Raw genomic sequence first — 21,891 nt, 5'->3', positions numbered from 1 at the left:
GCGCGCCGGAGTGCGAGCGGGTGAAGGAGGGTGTTTGTGTGCATAATACAGCCCTTCGATGCGTTGGGTGCCCATGCCGACACACAGCGTGATGACGCAATGTCGCGCAGGGGCGATATGGGTCCTCAACCCGATATATATGGATAAATGGCGATTTAGGGGAGTATGCACGACTCCCCTAGGCCAGCGAGGCGGCTTTCTCGCTGCGCCCGGCCGGCGGGATCACCCCTTCAACCGAGCCCGTCAGCGGCGACGATCGAGCTCGTATCTGATCAGATGTTTGTCGGCGGGCAGCACCGACACAGCGACACGCACTGGCATGTCGGCCCCGTCGTATCCGACTCGGACGTAGACCATGACTGGCGTGCCGAGTTCGAGTTGGAGGCGCTCGGCCTCCTCCTGGTTGGGCATGCGGGCCCAGATGTCGTCGACGACGCGTATCTGCGCGTGCCCGAGTTCTTCCAGAACCCTGTTCGCCCCTCGCGCGATGTCTCCGGGCCTGGCGATCTCGGAGTCGGCGACCAGATCACGGGGGAAGTAGGAGTCGTTGGTGTTGTACGGCTGGCCGTCGACGAACCGCAGGCGGCGACGCACGACCGCCAGCTCTCCGTCGGCCAGTTCCAGCCTGCTGGCGATCTCCTCGACGGGAGAAACCGTCAGCACTTCAATGTACTGGCTCGGGGCCCGGCCTTCCTGCGCAACGGCGTAGGCGAAGGCCTCCTTCAGTTCTCCGGTGGGCTGCGGCTCCAGCTCGCGCTGCGGGTAGATGAGCAGCGGCCTGCGGTCGCGGACCACCGTGCCGCGCCTCGGCGTGCGCGTGACCAGCCCCTCGTTGACGAGCTCCCCGAGAGCCAGCCTGACGGTGTTCCTGCTCACCCCGTGGTCTTCCATGAGCTGTGCCTCGGTCGGCAGCTGCGCCCCGGGGCCGAGGACACCCGAGTAGATGGCTCGACGCAATTCCGCCGCCACCTGCTGATACAGCACCGACCTTGCCACTTTCACCCCTTTTGTTCCAACAATTTAGACGATCTGGTTCTAGCAGGCCACAACCCCTTGACCGAAGCCCCTCGACCGGCCCATCATCCATTCGTTGGTACAAATCCATCTAAAGGCCGGTGAGGGGGTGGAGGCCAAGTGTTGCCGGTTCACTCGGACACGCCGTTCCTGCCCTGGCAGGACCCCCGCGAAGCAACTCGTTCACTGCGTTACGCGTTGCGGCGCGACGGGTTCTCCCACAAGCACCAGAGCAAGGAAAAGGCGATGTCCGTGCTCTCGGTGTCGACCGAACTGACCGTGTGGTGCATAGACGGATCCTTTGTCTGGAACGAGGAGGGTGGCGCCCCCGTCACGCACCCCATCGATGACCCTGTCGGTGCGGCTCGACGCAGCACCGTTCGTCACCGGCGGCACGTGCCTTCGCACACCCCCACCGACTCCGTGCGCGAACTCGCGGCCTAGGACTCCATCCCTCGCCGGAGTCCTGGCGTCGCCGCGCACGGGGCAGGAAGCGCGTCCTGGCGGGTCCCCCACGCCCGCCAGGACGCGCCTTCCTCCGAGGGACCCTCTTGCGCCGCCGTACCGCCCCCGCGCCCGGAGGGCTGCGCGCCATCCGAGCCAGGCCCGGGCCGGCGGCAGGAGTCAGCGGTCGTGACCTCGGTGTCACGTCTGTCGCCGAGTCGCTACCGCACACGTACGCCGCCACGTCCGGGTCGCCTCCATGGTTGACGCCTCAGCTTCATCATCAACCCTCGCGGGCCAACCTGTAGGCACCTTCGCAATGGTGGGACTGGTGGGAATTTCCGGTACGAATCGAATGTCCGGTTCTGGACCGATCAGCGGGAGGATGTGCGCTCGGGCGAATGGGCATCCGCGTCCCCGTCCAGGGGCTCCCAGTCGAGCAGGGTCAGCCGGTCGTCGATGCGCGTGCGCACCCCTCGTACGCGCTGGCCGGGCAGCGGCTCGGGCGCGGCGCCGCGCCAGTTCCCGTGCACCAGGCAGCCGGGGACGGCGTCCAGCCGGACCATCACCACGACGTACGGCTCCCCCGAGCCCGGCAGGAAGGCCCGGCGGTTGACGATCCAGCTCTCGACCACGCCCTCGGCCGGCACCGGGAGCCACCGCCACGCCTCGCCCCGGCAGGACGGGCAGAAGGCCCGCGCCGGGAAGCGCGCGGTGCCGCAGCCGTCGCAGCGCTGCACCGCGAACCCCTCCCGCGCCAGGCGCTCCCACCACCCGGCGGAGTCGCGGTCGGGCTCGGGACGGGGACCGTGGGTCATGGGTCACGACCTCCTGAGGATCAGCGCGGAGGTGGCGGGCAGGATGTAGCCGGGCTGGGCCGTCGAGAGCGCCACCTCGGCGCCGGGCACCTGACGGTCGCCGGCCTCGCCCCGGAGCTGGGCGACCGCCTCGGCGACGTGGTTGACGCCGTGCACGTACCCCTCCGACAGGAATCCGCCGTGGGTGTTCACGGGCAGCTCGCCGTCCGGGGCCGTGGCGCCCGACTCCACGTACGGGCCGCCCTCGCCCTTGGCGCAGAAGCCGTAGTCCTCCAGCTGCACGATCACCGAGTACGTGAAGCAATCGTAGATCTCGGCCACGTCCACGTCGCCGGGGCCCAGGCCGGCCTGCGTGTACAGGCGGGGGGCCAGGGCGGCGGCCGCGGTCACTGTGGGGTCGGCCGGGCCCGTGCCCGACAGGTGGGACGTGCCGCCGCCCCAGGCCGCCGCCGAGATCAGGACGGGGTGGCGGCGCAGGTCGCGGGCGCGTTCGGCGGTGGTGACGACGAGGGCGCAGGCGCCGTCGGTCTCCAGGCAGCAGTCCAGGAGGCGGAACGGCTCGGCGATCCACCTGCTGGCCAGGTAGTCCTCCAGCGTGATCGGGGTGCGCATGAGGGCCCGCGGGTTCCTGACCGCGTTGGCGCGCTGGGTGACGGCGACGCGGCCGAAGTGCTCGGGCCTGGTGCCGTACCGGAGCATGTGGGCGCGGGCGTACATGGCGTACTGCTGCGGCGGGGCGAAGTAGCCGTACGGGGCCTGGTACTGGACCTCGGGGCTGACCGGCACGCCGCGCCCGGTGCCGCCCATGCGGAACTCGGAACGGGCGTTGATCGCGCGGTAGCAGACGACGGTCTCGGCCATCCCGGTGGCCACGGCCAGGGCGGCCTGGCCGACGACGGCGTGCGAGACGCTGCCGCCGCCGAACTGGTCGAGGTGCCAGGCGAGGTCGGGCAGGCCGAGGGCGGGGGCCACCAGGGAGGGCGGGGCCGAGTCGCCGACGCGGTGGGTGGCCAGGCCGTCCACGGCGTCCGGGGGCAGGCCGGCGTCGTCGAGGGCGGCCAGGACGGCGCGGCAGGCCAGGGTGAGGGTGCTGACGCCCGAGTTCTTGGTGAAGGGGGTGTAGCCGATCCCCGCGACGGCGGTCACATCCCGGAAATCAAGCAAGCGCTTGGGCACAGAGGTCACGCTATGTCCGCCCTTTTCCCCATGTCAACCACGGACGACCTGGCCGCGGGACAGCGAGCGGGCTCCGGGCGGGTTGACAGGGTCTCCGGAACGAGCCTAGTGTCCAAGCAAGCGCTTGGTATGTATGATGGGCGCAGTCGGTGACGAGGAGGCGGACCCCATGAGCACACACGCTGCCCGGCTCATCGCGCCGGACGGCTGTCGCGGCCTTCCGACGCCCTACCAGCGCAGCAGGACTCGTAACGGAGCCGCCATGCCGCCCGGCCCTACACAGCACAACGGGAACGGCCACGTCGACAGCCGCCGGTTCCGTCAGGTCCTCGGCAGGTTCGCGACCGGCGTGGTGGCGATCACCGCCCTCGACCCGGCGACCGACCAGCCGTGCGGCCTGGCGGCCAACTCCTTCACCTCCGTCTCGCTCGACCCGCCGCTGGTGGCCTTCTGCGTGGCCCACACCAGCACGAGCTGGCCCCGGGTGCGCGGCGCGAAGGTCGTCACCGTGAACGTGCTGGCCGAGCACCAGCAGCCGGTCTGCGCACAGATGGCGGCCAAGGGCGGCGACAAGTTCGCCGGCCTGGCCTGGACCGGCTCCCCCGGCGGCAACCCGGTGCTCGAAGGCGCGCTGGCCTGGCTCGACTGCGTGATCGAGGCCGAGCACCCGGCCGGCGACCACATGATCGTGGTGGCCCGGGTGCTGCAGCTCGACACGCACGCCGACGGCGGCCCCCTGGTCTTCTTCCAGGGCGGCTACGGGGGCTTTGTTGAGCCTTCGTGAGCAGGCCCGCGCCTGGCTGGAGGAGAGCCTGTCCGGCGAGTTCGCGCACGTCCGCGGTCTCGGCGGTCCCGGCAGGGAGCACGAGGGGCACGACCTGCGCCTGGCCTGGGAACGCCGGCTCGGCCAGGCCGGCTGGACCTGCCTGAGCTGGCCCGAGCGGTACGGCGGCCGGGCCGCCTCCCTCGACGACCAGGTCGCCTTCTACGAGGAGTACGCCAGGGCCGGCGCCCCCGCCCGGGTCGGCCTGATCGGCGAGGGGCTGATCGGCCCGACCATCCTGGAGTTCGGCACCGACGAGCAGAAGGACCGGTTCCTCCCGCCGATCCAGCGCGGCGAGGAGCTGTGGTGCCAGGGCTACTCCGAGCCCGAGGCCGGGTCCGACCTGGCCAACGTCCGGACCAGGGCGCGGCTCGAAGGCGACGAGTGGGTGATCACCGGGCAGAAGGTGTGGACGTCGCTGGCCCACGTCGCCGACTGGTGTTTCGTCCTGTGCCGGACCGAGGAGGGCTCGCAGCGGCATCGCGGGCTGTCGTACCTGCTGGTGCCGATGGGCGGGCCGGGCGTCACCGTGCGCCCGATCAGGCAGCTCACCGGCACCTCCGAGTTCAACGAGGTGTTCTTCGACGGCGCCCGCACGGCGGCGGGGAACCTGCTCGGGGCGCCGGGCGACGGCTGGCGGGTGGCCATGGCCACGCTGGGCCACGAGCGCGGCGCGTCCACGCTGGGGCAGCAGATCGGGTTCCGGCGGGAGCTGGCCGAGGTGATCGCGACCGCCCGGCGGAGCGGGGCGGACGAGGACCCGGTGCTGCGCGACCGGCTCGTCCGCTCGTGGCTGGAGCTGGAGATCATGCGGCTGAACGCCCTGCGGATGCTGGGCCCGGACCCGGGCCCGGAGGTGTCGATCGCCAAGCTCTACTGGTCGGAGTGGCATCGCCGGCTGGGCGAGCTGGCGCAGGAGGTGCAGGGGAAGGCCGGGCTCGTGGCGGCGGACGGCCTGAACGACCTGCAGCGCTTGTATTTGTTCAGCCGGGCGGACACGATCTATGCCGGGTCGAGTGAGATCCAGCGGAACATCATCGCCGAGCGCACTCTTGGACTCCCCCGCTGATTGGAGCACGGATGGCACCGCCCTATCCGAAGTCGCACGGTCTGCTCGACGGCAAGGTCACGCTGGTGACCGCCGCCGCGGGCGCGGGCATCGGCTACGCCACCGCCAGGCGCTGCGCCGAGGAGGGGGCCACGATCGTCCTGTCCGACCGGCACGAGCGCCGTCTGGCCGCCGCCGCCGAGGCGCTGACCGAGCTGACCGGCGTCAAGCCCCTGGCGGTCCCGTGCGACGTGACGTCGGAGCCGCAGGTGCTGGCGCTGTTCGACGCGGTGGTGGAGGCGCACGGCCGGCTCGACGTGGTGATCAACAACGCCGGCCTCGGCGGTACGGCCCCGCTGGCCGAGATGACCGACGAGCAGTGGCACGCGGTCCTCGACGTCACCCTCAACGGCACCATGCGCTGCACCAGGGCGGCGGTCCGGCACATGATCGGCCAGGGCTCCGGCGTGATCGTGAACAACGCCTCGGTGGCCGGCTGGCGGGCGCAGCGCGGGCAGGCGCACTATGCGGCGGCCAAGGCCGGGGTGATGGCCCTGACGAGGTGCGTCGCGCTGGAGGTCGCCGAGCACGGCGTACGGGTGAACGCGGTGGCGCCGTCACTGGCCGTGCACCCCTTCCTGGCGAAGGTGACGAGCGAGGAGCTGCTGGCGGAGCTGGCCGCCAAGGAGGCGTTCGGACGGTCGGCCGAGCCGTGGGAGGTGGCCAACGTGATCGTCTTCCTGGCCAGCGACTACTCCTCGTACATGACCGGCGAGACCGTCTCGGTGTCCTCGCAACATCCCTGACCTGGCCCTGTCAGGGAGAATTCGGGGTAGGCGGCGGGCATCGGGCGGGCTACCGTCCGTTGCATGGGCACACGCTCCTCCTTCCTGCTCGACGTCCTGATCAGCGAGTTCGGCGAGTCGATCAAACGGGACCCGGCCGCCTTCCGGCGCAAGTTCCGCAAGATGGCGGCCTCCCCCTTCGCCTTCTACCGGGGCAGCGCCGGCCTGTTCTACGCCGACCTGACCGGCGACTTCGCCGACGGCTCCTACCTCGACGAGCCCACGGGCCGGGTGTGGATCCACGGCGACCTGCACGCCGAGAACTTCGGCACGTACATGAACGCCTCCGGGGTGCTGGTCTTCAACGTCAACGACTTCGACGAGGCCTACGTCGGCCCCTACGTCTGGGACCTCAAGCGCTTCGCCGCCAGCGTGGCGCTGATCGGCTACGCCAAGGCGCTGTCGGACGAGACGATCAGTGCGCTGGTGACCGAGTTCGCGCGGGCGTACCTGGCCGAGCTGCACGGCATCGCGACCGGCGGCGACGACGCCATCGGCTCGCTCACCCTGGAGACCACCGGCGGCGTGCTGCACCGGGTGCTGCAGACGGCGCGGCTCAGCACGCGGGTGGCGATGCTCGACGTGGAGACCGTGATCGAGGACTACGACCGGCGCTTCGCCCTCATGGACGGCCGGGAGGAGGTCGACGTGGCGACCCGGGAGCGGGTGCTGGCGGCGTTCGAGGGCTACCTGGGGACGCTGCCCACGCCGTCCAGCCCGGTCGAGCACGTCGTCAAGGACGTGGCGCTGCGCAAGGGCGTGGGCATCGGGTCGGCGGGGCTGCCGTCGTACAACCTGCTGCTGGAGGGGCGTTCGCAGGCGCTGGAGAACGACGTCATCCTCTACATGAAGCAGGCCCAGGCGCCGGCCGTGGCCCGGTACGTCGACAACGAGAAGGCGGCCTCCTACTTCCTGCACCAGGGCCACCGCACGGCCGAGTCGCAGCGGGCGCTGCAGGCCTACGCCGACCCGTGGCTCGGGTACGCCTCGCTCGACGGGGTGGGCCAGCTCGTGGCCGAGGTGTCGCCGTACTCGGCCGACCTCGACTGGGACGACGTCAACGAGCCCGACGAGCTGCGTTCCATCATGCGCGACCTGGGACGGGCGGTGGCCCGCATGCACTCGGTGGCCGACGACGAGTCCAGCCACGACCTGGTGGACTTCTCGACGGAGGAGGCGATCGTCGCGGTCATCAACGGCGATCAATCCGGATTCATCGGCATGTTGGTGGATTTCGCCCACCGATATGGGGCACAGGCTCGTGAAGACCATCAACGGTTCGTCGACCTGTTCAGGAACGGTCGCCTGCCCGGCCTGTGAGCCCTCGCGGCGGCCGCGGAGGAGCATCGTGCGTCATCTCATTGGGCTGCTGCTGGGGACCGAGGAGGACTGGCCGGCGGCGTTCGAGACCGTGTTACGCCGGTTGGGGCCGATCAAGGGGGTGGGCGAGTTCGACGTCGAGCGCATCACGATCGAGCCGTTCGACCTGCGCGCCAAGCCACGTCACGAGCTGGTGATCGACCGGCTGGCGTACTGGTACTACCACCCCCGCGAGTGGCTGAAGAAGATCGCCATGATGGACGACGTCTATCTGCTGAACAGCCCGTTCACGTTCCAGTCGATGGAGAAGCACGCGGCCTACTGCGCGATGATGCGGCTCGGGCTCAAGGTGCCGGAGACGGTGCTGGTGCCGTACAAGAACCCGCTGGACAACTCCCGCTACGCCTACACCGCCGAGCGCTACAACCGGGCCTTCGACCTCGACGCGGTCGCCGAGCGCATCGGCTATCCGCTGTTCATGAAGCCGTACGACGGCGGCGCCTGGCGGGGCGTCTCCCGCGTCCGCGACCGCGACGAGCTGCACCGCGCCTACGACCAGAGCGGCGAGATGCTCATGCACCTCCAGCAGTCCGTCGAGGGCTACGACGCCTTCGCCAGGTCGTTGTCGATCGGCGCGGAGACCATGGTCATGCGCTTCCGCCCCGACGAGCCGATGCACGCCCGGTACGCCGTGGACCACGAGTTCCTCTCGCCGTCCGTGGGCGAGGAGGTCGTCACCGTCGGGCGGCTGGTGAACGCGTTCTTCCGCTGGGAGTTCAACTCCTGCGAGACGCTGGTCAAGGGCGCCGACGTGCACCCGATCGACTACGCCAACGCCTGCCCCGACGTGGCCCTGACCAGCCTGCACTACTACTTCCCCTGGGCGATCAAGGCGCTGGTGAAGTGGAGCGTGTTCTGCGTGGCCACCCGCCGCCGGCCGCGCATCGACCTGGAGACGCACGACTACTTCGAGGTCACCGGCGACTACGGGGAACGGCTGGCCCAGTACCGGAAGCTGGCCGACCGGTACTTCGAGGTGGACCGGTACGAGGAGTTCTGCCGTACGCACCTGGGGCACCTCGACGAGATCGTGCTGGACTGGGTGGCCGGGCCGGAGTTCGACCGGTTGCTGGTCGACACGGTCGCGGCCACGTACCCGGCGGTCGAGCGCGAGCGGTTCACCGAGCACTTCCGGGGGCTGCTGCGACTCTGGGTGAAGGACGAGGGCAGCTAGTAACCGACCAGTCGGTATGGCATGCTTCCGGAACATGAGTCTGTTCTCGGTGGAAGGCAAGACGGTCGTCGTCACCGGCGGTTCGCGCGGCATCGGCCGCATGATCGCCGCCGGGTTCGTGGCGGCCGGCGCGACCGTCGTCATATCGGCACGCAAGGCGGCGGAGGTCGACAAGACCGCCGCCGAGCTGGGCTGCACGGCCGTCCAGGCCGACCTGTCCACGCCCGAGGGGGTGGACACGCTGGTCACGGCGGTCGGCGGCCCGCTGCACGTGCTGGTCAACAACGCCGGCGCCACCTGGGGCGCGCCTCTGGAGGAGTATCCGGAGCACGCCTTCGACAAGCTCTGGGACATCAACGTCAAGGGCGTCTTCTACCTGACCCAGAAGTTCCTGCCGAACCTGCGCCAGGCGGCCGGCCCGGACGACCCGGCCCGGGTGATCAACGTGGGCTCGATCGACGGCATCCGGGTGCCCGCCCTGGAGAGCTACGCCTACTCCTCCACCAAGGCGGCCGTGCACATGCTGACCCGTCACCTGGCCAGGCAGCTGGCCAAGGAGCACATCACGGTCAACGCCATCGCCCCGGGCCCGTTCGACTCCAAGATGATGGCCTTCGCCCTGGACGCCCCCTCCACCCGCGCCGCCATCGCCTCGACCGTGCCCCTGGGACGGATCGGCCGCCCCGACGACATGGCGGGCGCGGCCGTCTTCCTGTCCTCGCGGGCGGGCTCGTACCTGACGGGCACGGTCATCCCGGTGGACGGCGGCATCTCCTGCTGATCAGACCAGCTCGCCCAGAGCCCTGGCGAAGTTCGCCGGGGCGTCCGGCGCGTACCGCAGGAACAGGTACGGCTCGGTCAGCTCCAGTTCGATGACCACCGGCGTGCCGTCGGACAGCCGGACCAGGTCGATCCTGGCGTAGAGAAGGGCGTGGGGAATGGCTGCGAGCACCTTCTCGGCCAGGTCGACCTGGTCCGGGGCCGGGGTGCGGAGCTCGGCCCGCGCGTTGTGGTCGAGGGTGGCCCCCACCGCCAGCATCGGATGGCGGCGGACGGCGTGGCTGAGGCGGCCGTTGAAGTACAGCAGGGAGGTCTCGCCCTCCGACTCGACCATGTCGAGGTAGGGCTGGACCATCGGCTGCCGCCCCGCGGCCTGGAGCGCGGCGGCCAGTTCGGCCGCCTTGTCACGGTCGTTGGTCCTGGTCGTGTCGCGGGCCCCGGCGGAGATCGCGGGCTTGACGACGTACTCGGGCCAGTCGGGCAGGTCGTGGGCGGACCAATGAGTCGGCACGGTCGGCACGCCCAGGTCTCTCAGGTACGTCTTGTCGGTGTTGCCCTCCAGGACGACGGCCGGGTTGAGCAGCTTGGTGACGGACTCGACGCGGCGGGCCCAGGCCAGGAACTCCGCGCGCCGGTCGATGTAGTCCCAGGCCGATCGCACCACGACGGCGTCATAGGCGCTCCAGTCGGCCGCGGGGTCGTCCCAGCGTTCGGCGCGGCCCTCGATGCCGTTGGCGTGCCAGTGGGAGAGCGCGAGGTCACGCTCGTCGTCCTGGCCGGTTGGGTCATCAAAGGTGACATATGCACAGTTCGTCATCCAGGGATGGTAGTGGGGGCGGGCCGGGCCGTATCGACCCGGCCCGCACGGGGACGCCCTCTCCGCGCCGGAGGGCGCCCCCGGGCCTGGCTAGGAGTCGACGCTGGTGCCGGCGTGGCTGTCGTCGGTGGCGGTCGTGGCGTTGCCGTTGACGTTGTTGACGCTGGTGGCGTCGGTGCCGCTCACGTTGACGTTCACGACGTTGCCGAAGTTGTTGCCCGACTGGGAGGTGTCGTGGTTGGAGCTGGAGTTGCCCGCGGTGACGTCGGCGTGGGCCGGGGCGGACAGGAGCGTCAGGGCGGCGGCCGCGGCGACGGCGCCGGTGGTCACGCAGAGCTTCTTCATCATGTCGATGTCCCTTCCTCGGAGCTGTACGGAGGTCAGTAGAAGATGTAGGTCACCGCGATGCCGCCGTCGGTGGCGGTGGTCGCGACGCCGTTGATGTTGTTGACGTTGGTCGAGTCCCAGCCACCACGGTTGGCCGCGGAGACGTCGCCGAAGTTGTTGCCCGACTGCGACGAGTCGCTGTTGCTGCTCCAGTTGTCGGACCAGGTGTCAGCGTGGGCGGGAACGGCCGCTATGGCGACGCCGGCGGCCGCGGCCAGCACGGCACCTGCGGCGCACAGCCTTTTGATCACTTCTGCTCCTTCACCGGTGTGGACCCCTGCGAGGCGGCGGGCGCCAGGGCCCTGGACAGCCGCCGCCCCCTTTTGACCTTCTGTGACCCATTGGGAGCAAGGTCAATGCGACTATATAACTCTGCGTTGCCAATCGGTAGCACAGAGTTATCAGAACATTGTTCGCCGCCGACCCTGACATGAGGTGGCAGTGATCCCGCCCTAACGTCCGGCCATGATCTACGAACTACGGCGGTACACCCTTCACCCCGGACGGCGCGACACCCTGATCACGCTGTTCGAGCGCGAGTTCGTCGAGCCGCAGGAGGCGCTCGGCATGCGCGTCGCGGGCACCTTCCGCGATCCCGACGCGCCCGACACCTTCACCTGGCTGCGCGCCTTCCCCGACATGGAGGCGCGCCGGGCGGCGCTGGAGGGCTTCTACGACGGCCCCGTCTGGCGGGCGCACCGCGACGCCGCCAACGCCACGATGATCGACTCCGACGACGTGCTGCTGCTCCGCCCGTCCGGTCCGGAGCTGCCCTCCTGGGAACGGCCGCCCGCGGGCGCCGCCGAGCCGCCCGCCGCCCTGTACGTCGCGACGATCTGCCACGTCGGGGAGGGCTTCGCCGAGTTCTTCGCGGGGCAGGTCGCGCCCGCTTTGGCCGAGGCCGGGACGCCGCCGGTCGGCTGCCTGGAGAGCGAGCACGCCGAGAACACCTTTCCCCGCCTGCCGGTCCGGACCGGGGAGAACGTGTTCGTGTGGTTCACCCGGTTCGCCCGGCCCGAGGACGAGCGCCCGGCGGACCTGCCCATGCTGGACGCCCGTCTGACGGCCCCGCCGGTGCGGCTGCGCCTGCGTCCCACCGCGCGGTCGTCGATGCGCTGACGACTTCTTCCAACCCTCGGGGCCTCGGCGGAGTTGATGTCCTACATGGACCGCTACGAGGGGTTCCACGAGTTCGTACGCGCCCGTCAGCAGTCGCTGATGCGGACCGCGTACCTGCTCACCGGAGACCCCCATCTCGCCGAGGACCTGTTGCAGACGGTCCTCACCCGTGTCGCCTCGCATTGGGGCAAGCTCGCCGGGGACGGCAACCCCGAGGCGTACGCGCGCCGGGCCCTGGTGAACCAGACCATCTCCTGGCGCCGGCGCAGACGGCCCGAGCTGCCCGCCGCCGAGCTGCCGGAGACCGGCGGGCACGCGCACGACGAGGCGACCGTGCGCCGCCTGACCCTGCTCAACGCGCTGGCCCGGCTCACCCCGAAACAGCGCGCGGTGATCGTGCTGCGCTTCTACGAGGACCGCACCGAGCACGAGACCGCCCGGCTCATGGGCGTCTCGCTCGGCACGGTCAAGAGCCAGACCCACTACGCGCTGTCCAAGCTGCGCGCCCTCACCCCCGCGGAGGTGTACCGATGAAGACGCTGCGCGAGGACCTGCACGCGCTGGCCGAGCAGGCGCCGGTCGTCGACCTGGGGGCGCGGGCCGTCCTGGGCGCCCGGCGCAGGCGCGCGACCCGCCTGGTCGTGGGCGTCGCGGCGGCGGTCTGCGTGATCGGGGGCGGGGGCGGCGTGCTCCTGCAGCAGGCGCGTCCGGCGCCGCCGATCGTGCTCACCCCGCCGGCCGCCACCGCCCTGCCGCTGCCCGCCAAGGGGGTCGCGCCGGTCGAGCAGTTCTACCGGCCGGCGTGCCGCTCCGACGGCCAGGCGTGCCCGTGGCGGCTGGTGACCCGGGACGGCGCCACGTACGAGCTGACCGACGGGCCGCAGGACGGACCGGTCGAGGCGACGGCCGACGGGCGCCGGATCGCCTACTACAGCCCCCGCGAGCACGCGATCGTCGTCCGGGACCTGGCCGGCGGCCAGGTGTGGACGTCGCCGCTGAAGCAGGACGACCGGGACTTCGCCGGCGAGTACGCGCTGCGGCTCTCCCCCGGCGGCCTGCGGTTCGCGGTGTCGGCGACGGGCGGTCCCCGGCTCGTGGACGTGCAGGCCGGCACGTCGGCCTCCCTGCCGAAGGGCTCGTGGCCGGTGAGCGTGGCGGACGGGACGGGCCCGGTCGTGCTGGCCAGGGCCGAGGGGGACACCACGTCGTTGTGGGTGTCCGGCCGCGACCCGGTGACGGTCCCCGAGCACACCTACGACTTCAGCGCCCTGGCCCCGGACGGGTACACGATCGCCCGCGTCGGCACGACTCTCGACCGGAACCGCGAGCCCATGGTGCGGCGCGACGGCACGATCGTCGTCTTCGACGTCAAGGGGGGCGCGGAACGCCGGATCAGGCCGTCCGGGCTCGCCGAAGGGCTGCGGCCGGCCAAGCTGGGCGGCTGGACGTCCCCCCGGCAGGTGACGTTGCTGGCCTATCCGGACGACGACCCCCGCGCCGCCGCCGTGGTCTACGCGGTGGATGTGGACTCGGGGCGCGCCACCGAGCTGTTCGCGCTGCGGGGGGACGGCCAGGCGTCCGTGCCCGGGCTGGTCCGCTGACCGGCGGGGATCAGGGGGCCGCGCCGTACACGGGCTCGGGGGCGGGCGCGGCCTCCAGGAGCGTGGCGACGGCCTCGCCCACCTCCTCCGGCGACCAGCGGGCGCCCCGGTCCGCGGCGGGGCCGTGGCGCCAGCCGGTGGCCAGCGCGATCGTGCCGCCCTCGACCTCGAACACCCGGCCCGTCACGTGCGCGGAGGCGGCCGAGCCGAGCCAGACCACGAGCGGGGCGACGTTCGCCGGGTCCATGGGGTCGAACCCGGCCTGTGGCCTGGCCATGGTCGCCGCGAACACCTCCTCGGTCATCCGGGTGCGGGCGGCCGGCGCGATGGCGTTGACGGTGACGCCGTAGCGGGCCAGCTCGGCGGCGGCGACCTGGGTGAGCGCGGCGATCCCGGCCTTGGCCGCCGAATAGCCGGCCTGGCCGACGCTGCCCATCAGGCCCGCGCCCGAGGAGGTGTTGACCACCCTGCCGGACACCTCCTCGCCGGCCTTCGACCGCTCCCGCCAGTACGCGGCCGCGTGCCGCAGCGGCAGGAAGTGGCCTTTGAGGTGCACGCGGACGACGTCGTCCCAGTCCTGCTCGGTCATGGAGACCAGCATGCGGTCGCGCAGGAAGCCGGCGTTGTTGACCAGGACGTCCAGCCGGCCGTACGCGCTGACGGCGGTCTTCACCAGGCGGGCGGCGCCGGCCCAGTCGGAGACGTCGTCGCAGTTGGCCACCGCCCGGCCGCCGAGGGCCTCGATCTCGGCGACGACCTCGTGGGCCGGGCCGGACGACGCGCCGCCGCCGTCGCGGGCGGTGCCGAGGTCGTTCACCACGACGCGGGCGCCCTGCCGGGCGAACTCCAGGGCGTGCTGCCTGCCGATGCCGCGTCCGGCGCCTGTCACGATCACCACGCGGCCAGCGCAAATGCCCACAAGACCTCCCAAGGGGATCATGCACAGATATCAAGAAATATCGTCAGAAGCTAGGTGTTGCCAGGCGGGGATCTCGCCGCCGCCGTCCACCCGCACCTCGGCGCCGGTCACGTAGCCGGGGGCGGCCAGCCACAGGCAGGCCGCGGCCACGTCGGCGGGCGTGGCGGGGCGGCCCGCGGGGATGGCGGCGTCCGCCCGGCCCTGTCCGGTGTACCGCTCGGCCGCCGTGGTGTCGGCCAGGCCGACCACGACCGAGTTGACCCTGACCTCGGGGGCCCATTCGGCGGCCAGGCAGCGGGCCAGGTGGTGCAGGCCCGCCTTGGCGGCGCCGTACGCGGCGGTGCCGGGCGAGGGACGGGCGCCGCTGACGCTGCCGATCATCACGATCGCCCCGCGGGCGGCGGCCAGCAGCGGATGGGCCAGCTGGGAGACCAGCAGGGGGGCGGTCAGGTTGAGCTCGATGACGCGGGCGTGCAGGCGCGGCGAGGTGCCCGACACGGGGGCGGGCGGCGAGCCGCCGGCGTTGTTGACCAGCACGTCCAGCCGGTCGAACCCGGCGACCAGCCGTTCGACGTCCGCCGGGACGCGCACGTCGGCCTGGACGAAGCGCAGGCCGTCCAGGGGGCCGGGGTGCTTCCTGGCGCAGACCGTCACGTCGGCGCCGGCCGCGCGGAAGGCCCTGGCGATGCCCGCGCCGATGCCCTGGGTGCCGCCCGTCACCAGCACGGACCTGCCCGTGTAGTCGTAAGTGACCGTCACGGGTGCTACCGTACCAAGCAAGCGTTAGGTGCGACCAGGGAGCGCGATGGGGATCACACTGCGGGACGGGCCGGTCGCCGAGGTCGTGGTGGACGTGCCGCCGGTGAACGCGCTGACCGTCCAGGGCTGGGCCGACCTGGCGGCGGCGGTGCGCGCGGCCGGGCGCGACCCGGCGACCAGGGTGGTGGTGCTGCGGGCCGAGGGCCGCGGGTTCAACGCCGGCGTGGACATCAAGGAGATGCAGGCCGATCCCGGGCACACGGCGCTCGTCGGCGCGAACCGGCAGTGTTTCGAGGCGTTCGCGGCCGTCTACGAGTGCGAGGTGCCGGTGGTCGCCGCCGTGCACGGACACTGCCTGGGCGGCGGCGTCGGCCTGGCCGGCAACGCGGACGTGGTGGTGGCCAGCGAGGACGCCTACTTCGGGCTGCCCGAGGTGGACCGCGGGGCGCTCGGGGCGGCCACGCACCTGGCCCGGCTGGTGCCCCAGCACCTCATGCGGGCCATGGTCTACACGTGCCGGAACGTCACGGCGGCCGAGCTGCACGCGTTCGGTTCGGTGCTGGAGGTGGTGCCGCGCGACAAGCTGCGCGCGGCGGCGATGGAGGTGGCCGGGCAGATCGCGGCCAAGGACCCGTACGTCATCCGCCGCGCCAAGGAGTCGCTGAACGGCATCGACCCGGTGGACGTGCGGCGCAGCTACCGCTTCGAGCAGGGCTTCACCTTCGAGCTGAACCTCATGGGCATGGGCGACGAGCACAGGGAGCGGTTCCGATGAGCAAGGTGATGTCCGTCGAGGAGGTCGCGGCCTCGGTGGAGAGCGGGATGACGGTCGGGATCGGCGGCTGGGGCTCGCGGCGCAAGCCCATGGCCCTGGTGGGCGGGCTGCTGCGCACGTCCGTCCGGGACCTGACGGTCGTCTCCTACGGCGGCCCGGACGTCGGCATGTTGTGCGCGGCGGGCAAGGTGCGCCGGGTCGTGGCGCCGTTCGTCACGCTCGACTCCATCCCCCTCGAACCGCACTTCCGGGCGGCCAGGCAGGCGGGCGCGGTCGAGTTCACCGAGTACGACGAGGGCATGTTCATGTTCGGGCTGCTGGCGGCGGCGCACCGGCTGCCGTTCCTGCCGACGCGGGCGGGGCTCGGGTCCGGCGTGCTGCGGGTCAACCCGGAGCTGCGGACCGTGCGCTCGCCGTACGGGGACGGGGAGGAGCTGGTCGCGGTGCCCGCCCTGACCATGGACGTGGCGCTGGTGCACCTGAACCGGGCCGACGCCCGCGGGAACGCCCAGTACCTGGGCCCCGACCCGTACTTCGACGACCTGTACGCCAAGGCGGCCGGGCGCTGCTACGTGTCCTGCGAGCGGCTGGTGGACACCGCCGACCTGCTGAAGGAGGGGCCGGTGCAGTCGTTGCTGATCAGCCGGTCGATGGTGACCGGGGTGGTCGAGGCGCCCGGCGGGGCCGGGTTCACCTCGTGCGAGCCGGACTACGGGCGCGACGAGGAGCGGCAGCGGCGGTACGTGGAGAGGGGCGTCGATGACGAGAACTGAGGTGAGCAGGGCCGACGTGTGCGTGCTGGCCTGCGCGGAGGCGTTCAGGGGCGACGGGGAGATCCTGGCGGCCGGGATCGGCGGGGCGATCACGGTGCTGGCCGCGCGGCTGGCCCGGCTGACGTTCGAGCCCGATCTGCTCACCTCCGACGGCGTCTGCCTGCTCACCGGCGACGTGCCCGCGCTGGGGGCGGCGCCCGGGGTGGTGGAGGGGTGGCTGCCGTTCCGGGAGCACCTGTGGCTGGTGCTGAACGGCCGCCGGCACGTGATGCTCGGCGCGAGCCAGATCGACCGGCGCGGGAACAGCAACATCTCCTGCATCGGCGACTGGGCCCGTCCCAAGGCGCAGCTCCTCGGGGTGCGCGGGGCGCCGGGGAACACGCGGTGCGACCCGACGAGCTACTGGATCCCGCGGCACTCGCGGCGGGTGTTCGTGCCCGAGGTGGACATGGTGAGCGGGCTGGGCACCGACCGGGGGGCGTACGAGCTGCGGCGGGTGGTGACGGACCTGGCGGTGCTCGACTTCGCCACGCCCGACGGCTCGATGCGCCTGGTGTCTGCGCATCCGGGGGTGAGCGTGGCCGACGTGCTGGCCGCCACCGGCTTCGACCTGGTCGTCCCGCCGGAGGTGCCCACGACGCGGGAGCCGGACGCCGGGGAGCTGGCCGTCCTGGACCGGCTGGATCCCGGCCGGGCGCGCGACCGCGAGGTGGCCGGGTGAGGACGGCGCTGACCGAGCTCACCGGCTGCCGCCATCCCGTCGTCCAGACCGGCATGGGGTACGTCGCGGGCGCCCGGCTGGCCGCGGCCGTCTCGGCGGCGGGCGGGCTGGGCGTGATCGGCGCCGCCACCATGTCGGTGCCCGAGATGACGGCGGCGGTCAGGCGGGTCAAGGAGCGGACCGGCGCTCCGTTCGGGGTGAACATCCGCTCCGACGCCGACGACGCGGCCGAGCGGGTGGAGGTGATGATCAGGGAGGGCGTGCGGGTGGCGTCGTTCGCCCAGGCGCCCCGGCGCGAGCTGATCGCCCGGCTCAAGGACGCGGGGGTCGTCACCATCCCGTCGGTGGGGGCGCGCCGGCACGCCGAGAAGGTGGCCGCGTGGGGGGTGGACGCGGTGATCGTGCAGGGCGGCGAGGGCGGCGGGCACACCGGCCCGCTGGCCACCACGCTGCTGCTGCCCCAGGTCGTGGACGCGGTGGACATCCCGGTGATCGCGGCAGGCGGCTTCTTCGACGGCCGGGGCCTGGTCGCCGCGCTGGCCTACGGCGCGTGCGGGATCGCCATGGGCACCCGGTTCCTGCTGACCCGCGAGTCCCCGGTGCCCGGCGCGGTCAAGGACGTCTACCTGGCCGCCCGCGAGACCGTCGTGACGACCAGGGTGGACGGCGTGCCGCACCGCGTGCTCAGCACCCCGTTCGTGGCCTCGCTGGAACGGTCACGGCTGCTGCGCGCGGTGCTGAACGGCGCCCGGTTCCGGCGGCTGTCCGGCCTGTCGTGGGGCGCGCTGGTCCGCGAGGGACGCCGGATGCGCCGCGGCCGGGAGCTGACCTGGGCGCAGGTGCTCCAGGCGGCCAACACGCCGGTGCTGCTGCGCGCGGCGATGGTGGACGGCCGGGCCGACCTCGGCGTGATGGCCTCCGGCCAGGTGGTGGGCGTGATCGAGGACCTGCCGTCGTGCGCCGAGCTGATCGGGCGGGTGATGGCCGAGGCCGAGGAGGCGCGCAAACGCCTGACCTGACCCGCGCGGAGCCTGGCCCCGCGCGGAGCTTGACCCCGCGCGGAGCCTGGCTCACAGGACGGTGATGCCGCGGGCCAGCAGGATGGCGTTCGCCTGCGTCTGGTTGATGATCGCGCCGGCGAAGGCGCGCAGCTTGGCGTCGTCGGGCTGCCCGAGGTCGGCGCCGCGCAGGTCGGCCTTGGCGAACGTGGTGTTGAGCAGCCGCGTGCCGATGAGCCGGCAGTCGCTGAAGGTCGCCTCGGTGAAGTCGCAGCCCGACAGGTCGGCGTCGTCGAACCGCACGCCCTCGATGAACTCGCCGCGCAGCGAGCAGCCGCCGAGGTTGGCCAGCGTCAGGTTGCACCGCGCGACCTTGAAGCCGGTGCCGCGCGAGGCCGTGAGCGCGGCGCCGATCATGCGGCAGCCCTGGAAGGAGGCGTCAGTGAGCAGGGCGCCGCCGAACTGGGCCGAGGACAGGTCGACGTCGGTGAACGTGGCGTCGATCAGGTCGGCGTCGTTGAACCTCGGGCGCATGCCGCCGCCGCCCGCGAACACCGCGCCGTCGAGGTCGGCCTTGCGCAGGTCGGCGCCGTCGAGCACGCAGGACTCGAAGCGGGCGCCGGCCAGCTCGGCGCCGGACAGGTCGGCCTCGGTCAGGTCGCAGCCGCGGAAGACGTGCGGCCCGTCGTCGTGGAGGGTGGGGCGGCTGTGGGAGAGGTCTTCGCCGTCGAGGATCACGGTGTCACAGCGTACCGGTGAGCACCTCCGCCGCGGCCTGGCCGCAGACCCGGGCCGACCCGTACGTGGCGATGTGCACGGCGCCGAGGTCGGAGCGGGCGGGCAGGCCCATCTCCACGACGACGGCGTCCGGCCGGGCGCTGAGCAGGTGCCGCAGCGCCTCGCCCTGCCAGGCGTAGCGGTGGGCGTCGCGAACCACGATCACCAGGGGGCGCTGCGCCGCCTCGCCGATCAGCCGCTCCAGCCTGGCCCCGGTGGTGTCCGCGGCCGCCAGCCGGGTGACGGCGGTGCCGGGCAGCAGCCGTCCGAGTGGCTCGCCGACGCCCCACGGGGTGTCCTTGTCGATGGCCAGGTTCATCTCGGGCGTCAGCTCGACCACGTGCGCCGCCCCGGTGAGCGGCAGCACGGGCGCCGTGGACCTGCGGGTGACGCGGACGGCCCGGCGGGCCGCGGAGAGCCCGAGGTAGCCGTCCTCCGGTACGGGGCTGCCCGAGGAGGTGGTCCAGGCGGCCAGCTCGCGGACCCTGCGTGCGGCGTCGGCCAGTCGCTCCTCGGGCAGCAGTCCTTCGGTCACGGCGGCGGCGATGGCGTCGCGGACCTCGACGGCGGTGGCCTCGTCGGCCCGCTCGCCGCCCACGCAGATCGCGTCGGCCCCCGCGGCTATGGCGCGGGCGGAGGCGCCCCCGATCCCGTACGCCCCCGACACCGCGGCCATTTCTATGCCGTCCGTGATGATCATTCCCTGGAAGCCCAGCTCCTCGCGCAGCAGGCCCGTGAGGACCTTGGGGCTGAGCGTGGCGGGCAGCTCGGCGTCGTAGGAGGGCACGAGCAGGTGGCCGGTCATGATCGACCTGACCCCCTCCTTGATCGCCTCCCGGAACGGGAAGAGCGCCTCCTCGATGCCGGCGTCGGCCACCACGGGCACGCCGTGGTGGGAGTCGACGGTGGTGTCCCCGTGGCCGGGGAAGTGCTTGGCGCAGGCGGCCACCCCGGCCGACTGCATGCCGCGGACGAACGCCCTGGTGTGCCGGGCGACGAGCGCGGGGTCGGCGCCGAAGGAGCGCAGGCCGATGACCGGGTTGTCGGGGTTGGAGTTGACGTCGGCGGACGGGGCGAAGTCGATCGTGATGCCCGCGGCCGCCAGTTCGCCGCCCATGTCCCTGGCCAGCGCCTCGGTGAGGCCGACGTCGTCCACGACGCCGAGCGCGTAGCCGCCGGGACGGCTGCTGCCGGTGCTCACTTCCAGCCGGGTGACCTCGCCGGACTCCTCGTCGGTGCCGACGAGCACCGTGGGGTTCTCCGCGCGCAGCGCGGCGGTGAGCCGGGCGACCTGCGCGGGGTCGGCGATGTTGCGGGAGAACAGCACCACGCCGGCCAGTCCCTCGCCGAGTCGTCGGCGGATCCAGTCCGGGGGCGTCTGTCCCGCGAACCCGGGGAGGAGGACGGCATCGGCGAGGCGAAGAAGGTCACCGCTGAGGGGCATGACCCGAAATCTAATAGGAAAGTTTCCTATTTGCTAGAGGCATTTTCTGATGTCAGCCCGGTTCCTTCCGTGTGTTATTCAACCATTGCCGCAAATGCTCACTTCAGTTCACGGCGCGGCCTTTCAGCCGAGGCGTTCGATGACGGTGACGTTCGCCTGTCCGCCGCCTTCGCACATCGTCTGCAGGCCGTACCGGCCGCCGGTGCGTTCGAGTTCGTGCAGCAGCTTCACGGTCAGGACCGCGCCGGTCGCGCCGAGCGGATGGCCGAGCGCGATGGCGCCGCCGTTGGGGTTCACCCGGGCCGGGTCGGCGCCGGTCTCCTTGATCCAGGCCAGCACGACGGAGGCGAACGCCTCGTTGATCTCGATCGCGTCGAAGTCGTCGATGGCCAGCCCGGTCCGGCCCAGGGCGTGGGCCGTGGCGGGGATGGGCGCGGAGAGCATCATGATCGGGTCCGCGCCGCGCGCCGAGAGGTGGTGCACGCGGGCGCGCGGGGTCAGCCCGTGGTCGCGTACGGCCCGGGGCGAGGCGACCAGCAGCGCCGCCGCGCCGTCGGAGATCTGGGACGCCAGCGCCGCCGTGAGCCGCCCCCCTTCGGTCAGCGGCCGGAGCGCGGCCATCTTCTCCGGCGTGGTGTCCCTGCGGGGCGCCTCGTCGTCGGCGACGCCCTCACAGGGGACGATCTCGCGCCGGAAGCGCCCCTCGTCCACGGCCCGCAGCGCGCGGCGGTGGGACTCGTAGGCGTAGAGCTCCATGTCCTCGCGCGACAGGTCCCAGGCCACCGCCATCTGCTCGGCCCCGGCGAACTGGGAGACCTCCGCCGTGCCGTAGCGGGCGGACCAGCCCTTGGACCCGGCGTACGGGGTCTCGTGCCCGAGCGGCCGGCCCGCCAGCATGGCCGAGGAGATCGGGATCATGCTCATGTTCTGCACGCCGCCCGCCACCACCAGGTCGCTGGTGCCCGACAGCACGGCCTGGGCGGCGAAGTGCAGGGCCTGCTGCGAGGAGCCGCACTGGCGGTCGACGGTGACGCCCGGCACCTCCTCCGGCAGCCCGGCGGCCAGCCAGCAGGTACGCGCGACGTCCCCGGCCTGCGGCCCGATCGTGTCCACGCAGCCGAAGATCACGTCCTCGACGGCGGCGGGATCGGCGTCCGCGCGGTCCATCAGCTCGCGCAGCACGTACGCGCCGAGGTCGGCCGGGTGGGCCGCGGCCAGCCCGCCGTTCCTGCGCCCGACGGGGGTACGGACGGCGGCGACGATGTAAGCCTCGTTCATCCCCGCATCCTAACAAGCGCT

The 21,891-nt window shown here is 72.1% G+C and carries 25 protein-coding genes; 14 read left to right on the top strand and 11 right to left on the bottom strand.

Annotation, left to right across the window (positions count from 1 at the left end; genetic code table 11):
* Positions 1-243: 243 nt before the first annotated feature.
* Entirely contained in the window at positions 244-984 is a 741-nt protein-coding gene (locus tag ABT158_RS41230) for a GntR family transcriptional regulator (RefSeq protein WP_352363150.1), read from the bottom strand.
* Between the two features lie 150 nt (positions 985-1,134).
* Between ABT158_RS41230 and ABT158_RS41225 the strand changes: the two genes are divergently transcribed.
* Positions 1,135-1,458, top strand: coding sequence for a hypothetical protein (locus ABT158_RS41225; protein ID WP_352363149.1), 324 nt, complete (start codon positions 1,135-1,137; stop codon positions 1,456-1,458).
* A gap of 374 nt (positions 1,459-1,832) precedes the next feature.
* Here ABT158_RS41225 and ABT158_RS41220 read toward each other — a convergent pair whose 3' ends face one another.
* Together ABT158_RS41220 and ABT158_RS41215 are read right to left on the bottom strand one after the other, a co-directional pair.
* The gene (locus ABT158_RS41220; protein WP_352363147.1) at positions 1,833-2,276 is read right to left on the bottom strand and encodes a Zn-ribbon domain-containing OB-fold protein; all 444 of its coding nucleotides are present in this window, start codon (positions 2,274-2,276) and stop codon (positions 1,833-1,835) included.
* A 3-nt stretch (positions 2,277-2,279) separates the two neighbouring features.
* A complete protein-coding gene (locus ABT158_RS41215) occupies positions 2,280-3,452 on the bottom strand; it encodes a thiolase C-terminal domain-containing protein (RefSeq protein ID WP_352363145.1) in 1,173 nt (390 codons plus the stop codon).
* A 169-nt stretch (positions 3,453-3,621) separates the two neighbouring features.
* Between ABT158_RS41215 and ABT158_RS41210 the strand changes: the two genes are divergently transcribed.
* The 6 genes from ABT158_RS41210 (at position 3,622) to ABT158_RS41185 (ending at position 9,503) form a co-directional block, all read left to right on the top strand.
* Complete coding sequence (locus ABT158_RS41210) at positions 3,622-4,236, top strand: flavin reductase family protein (RefSeq protein WP_502911611.1); 615 nt, start codon at positions 3,622-3,624, stop codon at positions 4,234-4,236.
* The gene (locus ABT158_RS41205) at positions 4,223-5,344 is read left to right on the top strand and encodes an acyl-CoA dehydrogenase family protein (protein WP_352363143.1); all 1,122 of its coding nucleotides are present in this window, start codon (positions 4,223-4,225) and stop codon (positions 5,342-5,344) included. The genes ABT158_RS41210 and ABT158_RS41205 overlap by 14 nt, the downstream gene beginning before the upstream one ends.
* Positions 5,345-5,355: 11 nt before the next feature.
* Positions 5,356-6,129, top strand: coding sequence for an SDR family oxidoreductase (locus ABT158_RS41200; RefSeq protein WP_352363141.1), 774 nt, complete (start codon positions 5,356-5,358; stop codon positions 6,127-6,129).
* Positions 6,130-6,192: 63 nt separating this feature from the next.
* On the top strand, positions 6,193-7,488 hold the full coding sequence (locus tag ABT158_RS41195; RefSeq protein WP_352363139.1) for a DUF2252 domain-containing protein: 1,296 nt from the start codon (positions 6,193-6,195) through the stop codon (positions 7,486-7,488).
* A 28-nt stretch (positions 7,489-7,516) separates the two neighbouring features.
* On the top strand, positions 7,517-8,722 hold the full coding sequence (locus ABT158_RS41190) for an ATP-grasp domain-containing protein (protein WP_352363137.1): 1,206 nt from the start codon (positions 7,517-7,519) through the stop codon (positions 8,720-8,722).
* 34 nt (positions 8,723-8,756) lie between these two features.
* Complete coding sequence (locus tag ABT158_RS41185; protein WP_352363135.1) at positions 8,757-9,503, top strand: SDR family oxidoreductase; 747 nt, start codon at positions 8,757-8,759, stop codon at positions 9,501-9,503.
* Here the strand turns inward: ABT158_RS41185 and ABT158_RS41180 are convergent, their stop codons facing one another.
* From ABT158_RS41180 to ABT158_RS41170, 3 genes are all read right to left on the bottom strand, one after another.
* Entirely contained in the window at positions 9,504-10,319 is an 816-nt protein-coding gene (locus tag ABT158_RS41180) for an ATP-grasp domain-containing protein (RefSeq protein WP_352363134.1), read from the bottom strand.
* Between the two features lie 90 nt (positions 10,320-10,409).
* Positions 10,410-10,667 carry a hypothetical protein gene (locus ABT158_RS41175; protein ID WP_352363132.1) on the bottom strand — a complete coding sequence of 86 codons (258 nt, stop codon included), beginning with the start codon at positions 10,665-10,667 and terminating at the stop codon, positions 10,410-10,412.
* A 32-nt stretch (positions 10,668-10,699) separates the two neighbouring features.
* Positions 10,700-10,957: a hypothetical protein gene (locus tag ABT158_RS41170; RefSeq protein WP_352363130.1), complete on the bottom strand. Its 258-nt coding sequence runs from the start codon at positions 10,955-10,957 to the stop codon at positions 10,700-10,702.
* Positions 10,958-11,171: 214 nt separating this feature from the next.
* Here ABT158_RS41170 and ABT158_RS41165 point away from each other — a divergent pair, with 214 nt between their 5' ends.
* From ABT158_RS41165 to ABT158_RS41155, 3 genes are read left to right on the top strand one after another with little or no spacing between them, the layout of a single operon-like run.
* On the top strand, positions 11,172-11,825 hold the full coding sequence (locus ABT158_RS41165; RefSeq protein ID WP_352363128.1) for an NIPSNAP family protein: 654 nt from the start codon (positions 11,172-11,174) through the stop codon (positions 11,823-11,825).
* A 36-nt stretch (positions 11,826-11,861) separates the two neighbouring features.
* Positions 11,862-12,359, top strand: a complete 498-nt coding sequence (locus ABT158_RS41160) for a SigE family RNA polymerase sigma factor (RefSeq protein ID WP_352363126.1) — start codon at positions 11,862-11,864, stop codon at positions 12,357-12,359.
* The gene (locus ABT158_RS41155) at positions 12,356-13,426 is read left to right on the top strand and encodes a WD40 repeat domain-containing protein (RefSeq protein ID WP_352363124.1); all 1,071 of its coding nucleotides are present in this window, start codon (positions 12,356-12,358) and stop codon (positions 13,424-13,426) included. The genes ABT158_RS41160 and ABT158_RS41155 overlap by 4 nt, the downstream gene beginning before the upstream one ends.
* Before the next feature lie 10 nt (positions 13,427-13,436).
* Here ABT158_RS41155 and ABT158_RS41150 read toward each other — a convergent pair whose 3' ends face one another.
* Positions 13,437-14,366 carry an SDR family oxidoreductase gene (locus tag ABT158_RS41150; RefSeq protein WP_352363122.1) on the bottom strand — a complete coding sequence of 310 codons (930 nt, stop codon included), beginning with the start codon at positions 14,364-14,366 and terminating at the stop codon, positions 13,437-13,439.
* A 9-nt stretch (positions 14,367-14,375) separates the two neighbouring features.
* Positions 14,376-15,104, bottom strand: a complete 729-nt coding sequence (locus ABT158_RS41145) for an SDR family oxidoreductase (protein ID WP_352363121.1) — start codon at positions 15,102-15,104, stop codon at positions 14,376-14,378.
* Between the two features lie 46 nt (positions 15,105-15,150).
* On the opposite strand from ABT158_RS41145, the gene ABT158_RS41140 reads away from it, so the two are divergent.
* From ABT158_RS41140 to ABT158_RS41125, 4 genes are read left to right on the top strand one after another with little or no spacing between them, the layout of a single operon-like run.
* A complete protein-coding gene (locus ABT158_RS41140; protein WP_352363119.1) occupies positions 15,151-15,879 on the top strand; it encodes an enoyl-CoA hydratase family protein in 729 nt (242 codons plus the stop codon).
* Positions 15,876-16,652, top strand: a complete 777-nt coding sequence (locus tag ABT158_RS41135; protein WP_352363117.1) for a CoA transferase subunit A — start codon at positions 15,876-15,878, stop codon at positions 16,650-16,652. Before ABT158_RS41140 ends, ABT158_RS41135 begins: the two co-directional genes overlap by 4 nt.
* On the top strand, positions 16,639-17,373 hold the full coding sequence (locus ABT158_RS41130) for a CoA-transferase subunit beta (protein ID WP_352363115.1): 735 nt from the start codon (positions 16,639-16,641) through the stop codon (positions 17,371-17,373). The genes ABT158_RS41135 and ABT158_RS41130 overlap by 14 nt, the downstream gene beginning before the upstream one ends.
* The gene (locus ABT158_RS41125) at positions 17,370-18,392 is read left to right on the top strand and encodes an NAD(P)H-dependent flavin oxidoreductase (RefSeq protein ID WP_352363113.1); all 1,023 of its coding nucleotides are present in this window, start codon (positions 17,370-17,372) and stop codon (positions 18,390-18,392) included. The genes ABT158_RS41130 and ABT158_RS41125 overlap by 4 nt, the downstream gene beginning before the upstream one ends.
* 51 nt (positions 18,393-18,443) lie before the next feature.
* On the opposite strand, the gene ABT158_RS41120 is transcribed toward ABT158_RS41125, so the two are convergent.
* From ABT158_RS41120 to ABT158_RS41110, 3 genes are all read right to left on the bottom strand, one after another.
* Positions 18,444-19,109 carry a pentapeptide repeat-containing protein gene (locus ABT158_RS41120; protein ID WP_352363111.1) on the bottom strand — a complete coding sequence of 222 codons (666 nt, stop codon included), beginning with the start codon at positions 19,107-19,109 and terminating at the stop codon, positions 18,444-18,446.
* A gap of 4 nt (positions 19,110-19,113) precedes the next feature.
* Positions 19,114-20,592, bottom strand: coding sequence for a glycoside hydrolase family 3 protein (locus ABT158_RS41115; RefSeq protein WP_352363109.1), 1,479 nt, complete (start codon positions 20,590-20,592; stop codon positions 19,114-19,116).
* A 123-nt stretch (positions 20,593-20,715) separates the two neighbouring features.
* Positions 20,716-21,870, bottom strand: coding sequence for an acetyl-CoA C-acetyltransferase (locus tag ABT158_RS41110; RefSeq protein WP_352363107.1), 1,155 nt, complete (start codon positions 21,868-21,870; stop codon positions 20,716-20,718).
* Between the last annotated feature and the right edge of the window lie 21 nt (positions 21,871-21,891).

It is taken from the genome of Nonomuraea sp. NPDC001636, from assembly GCF_040298265.1.
Classification (GTDB): domain Bacteria; phylum Actinomycetota; class Actinomycetes; order Streptosporangiales; family Streptosporangiaceae; genus Nonomuraea.
This window is presented reverse-complemented; position numbering and strand designations above follow the sequence as displayed.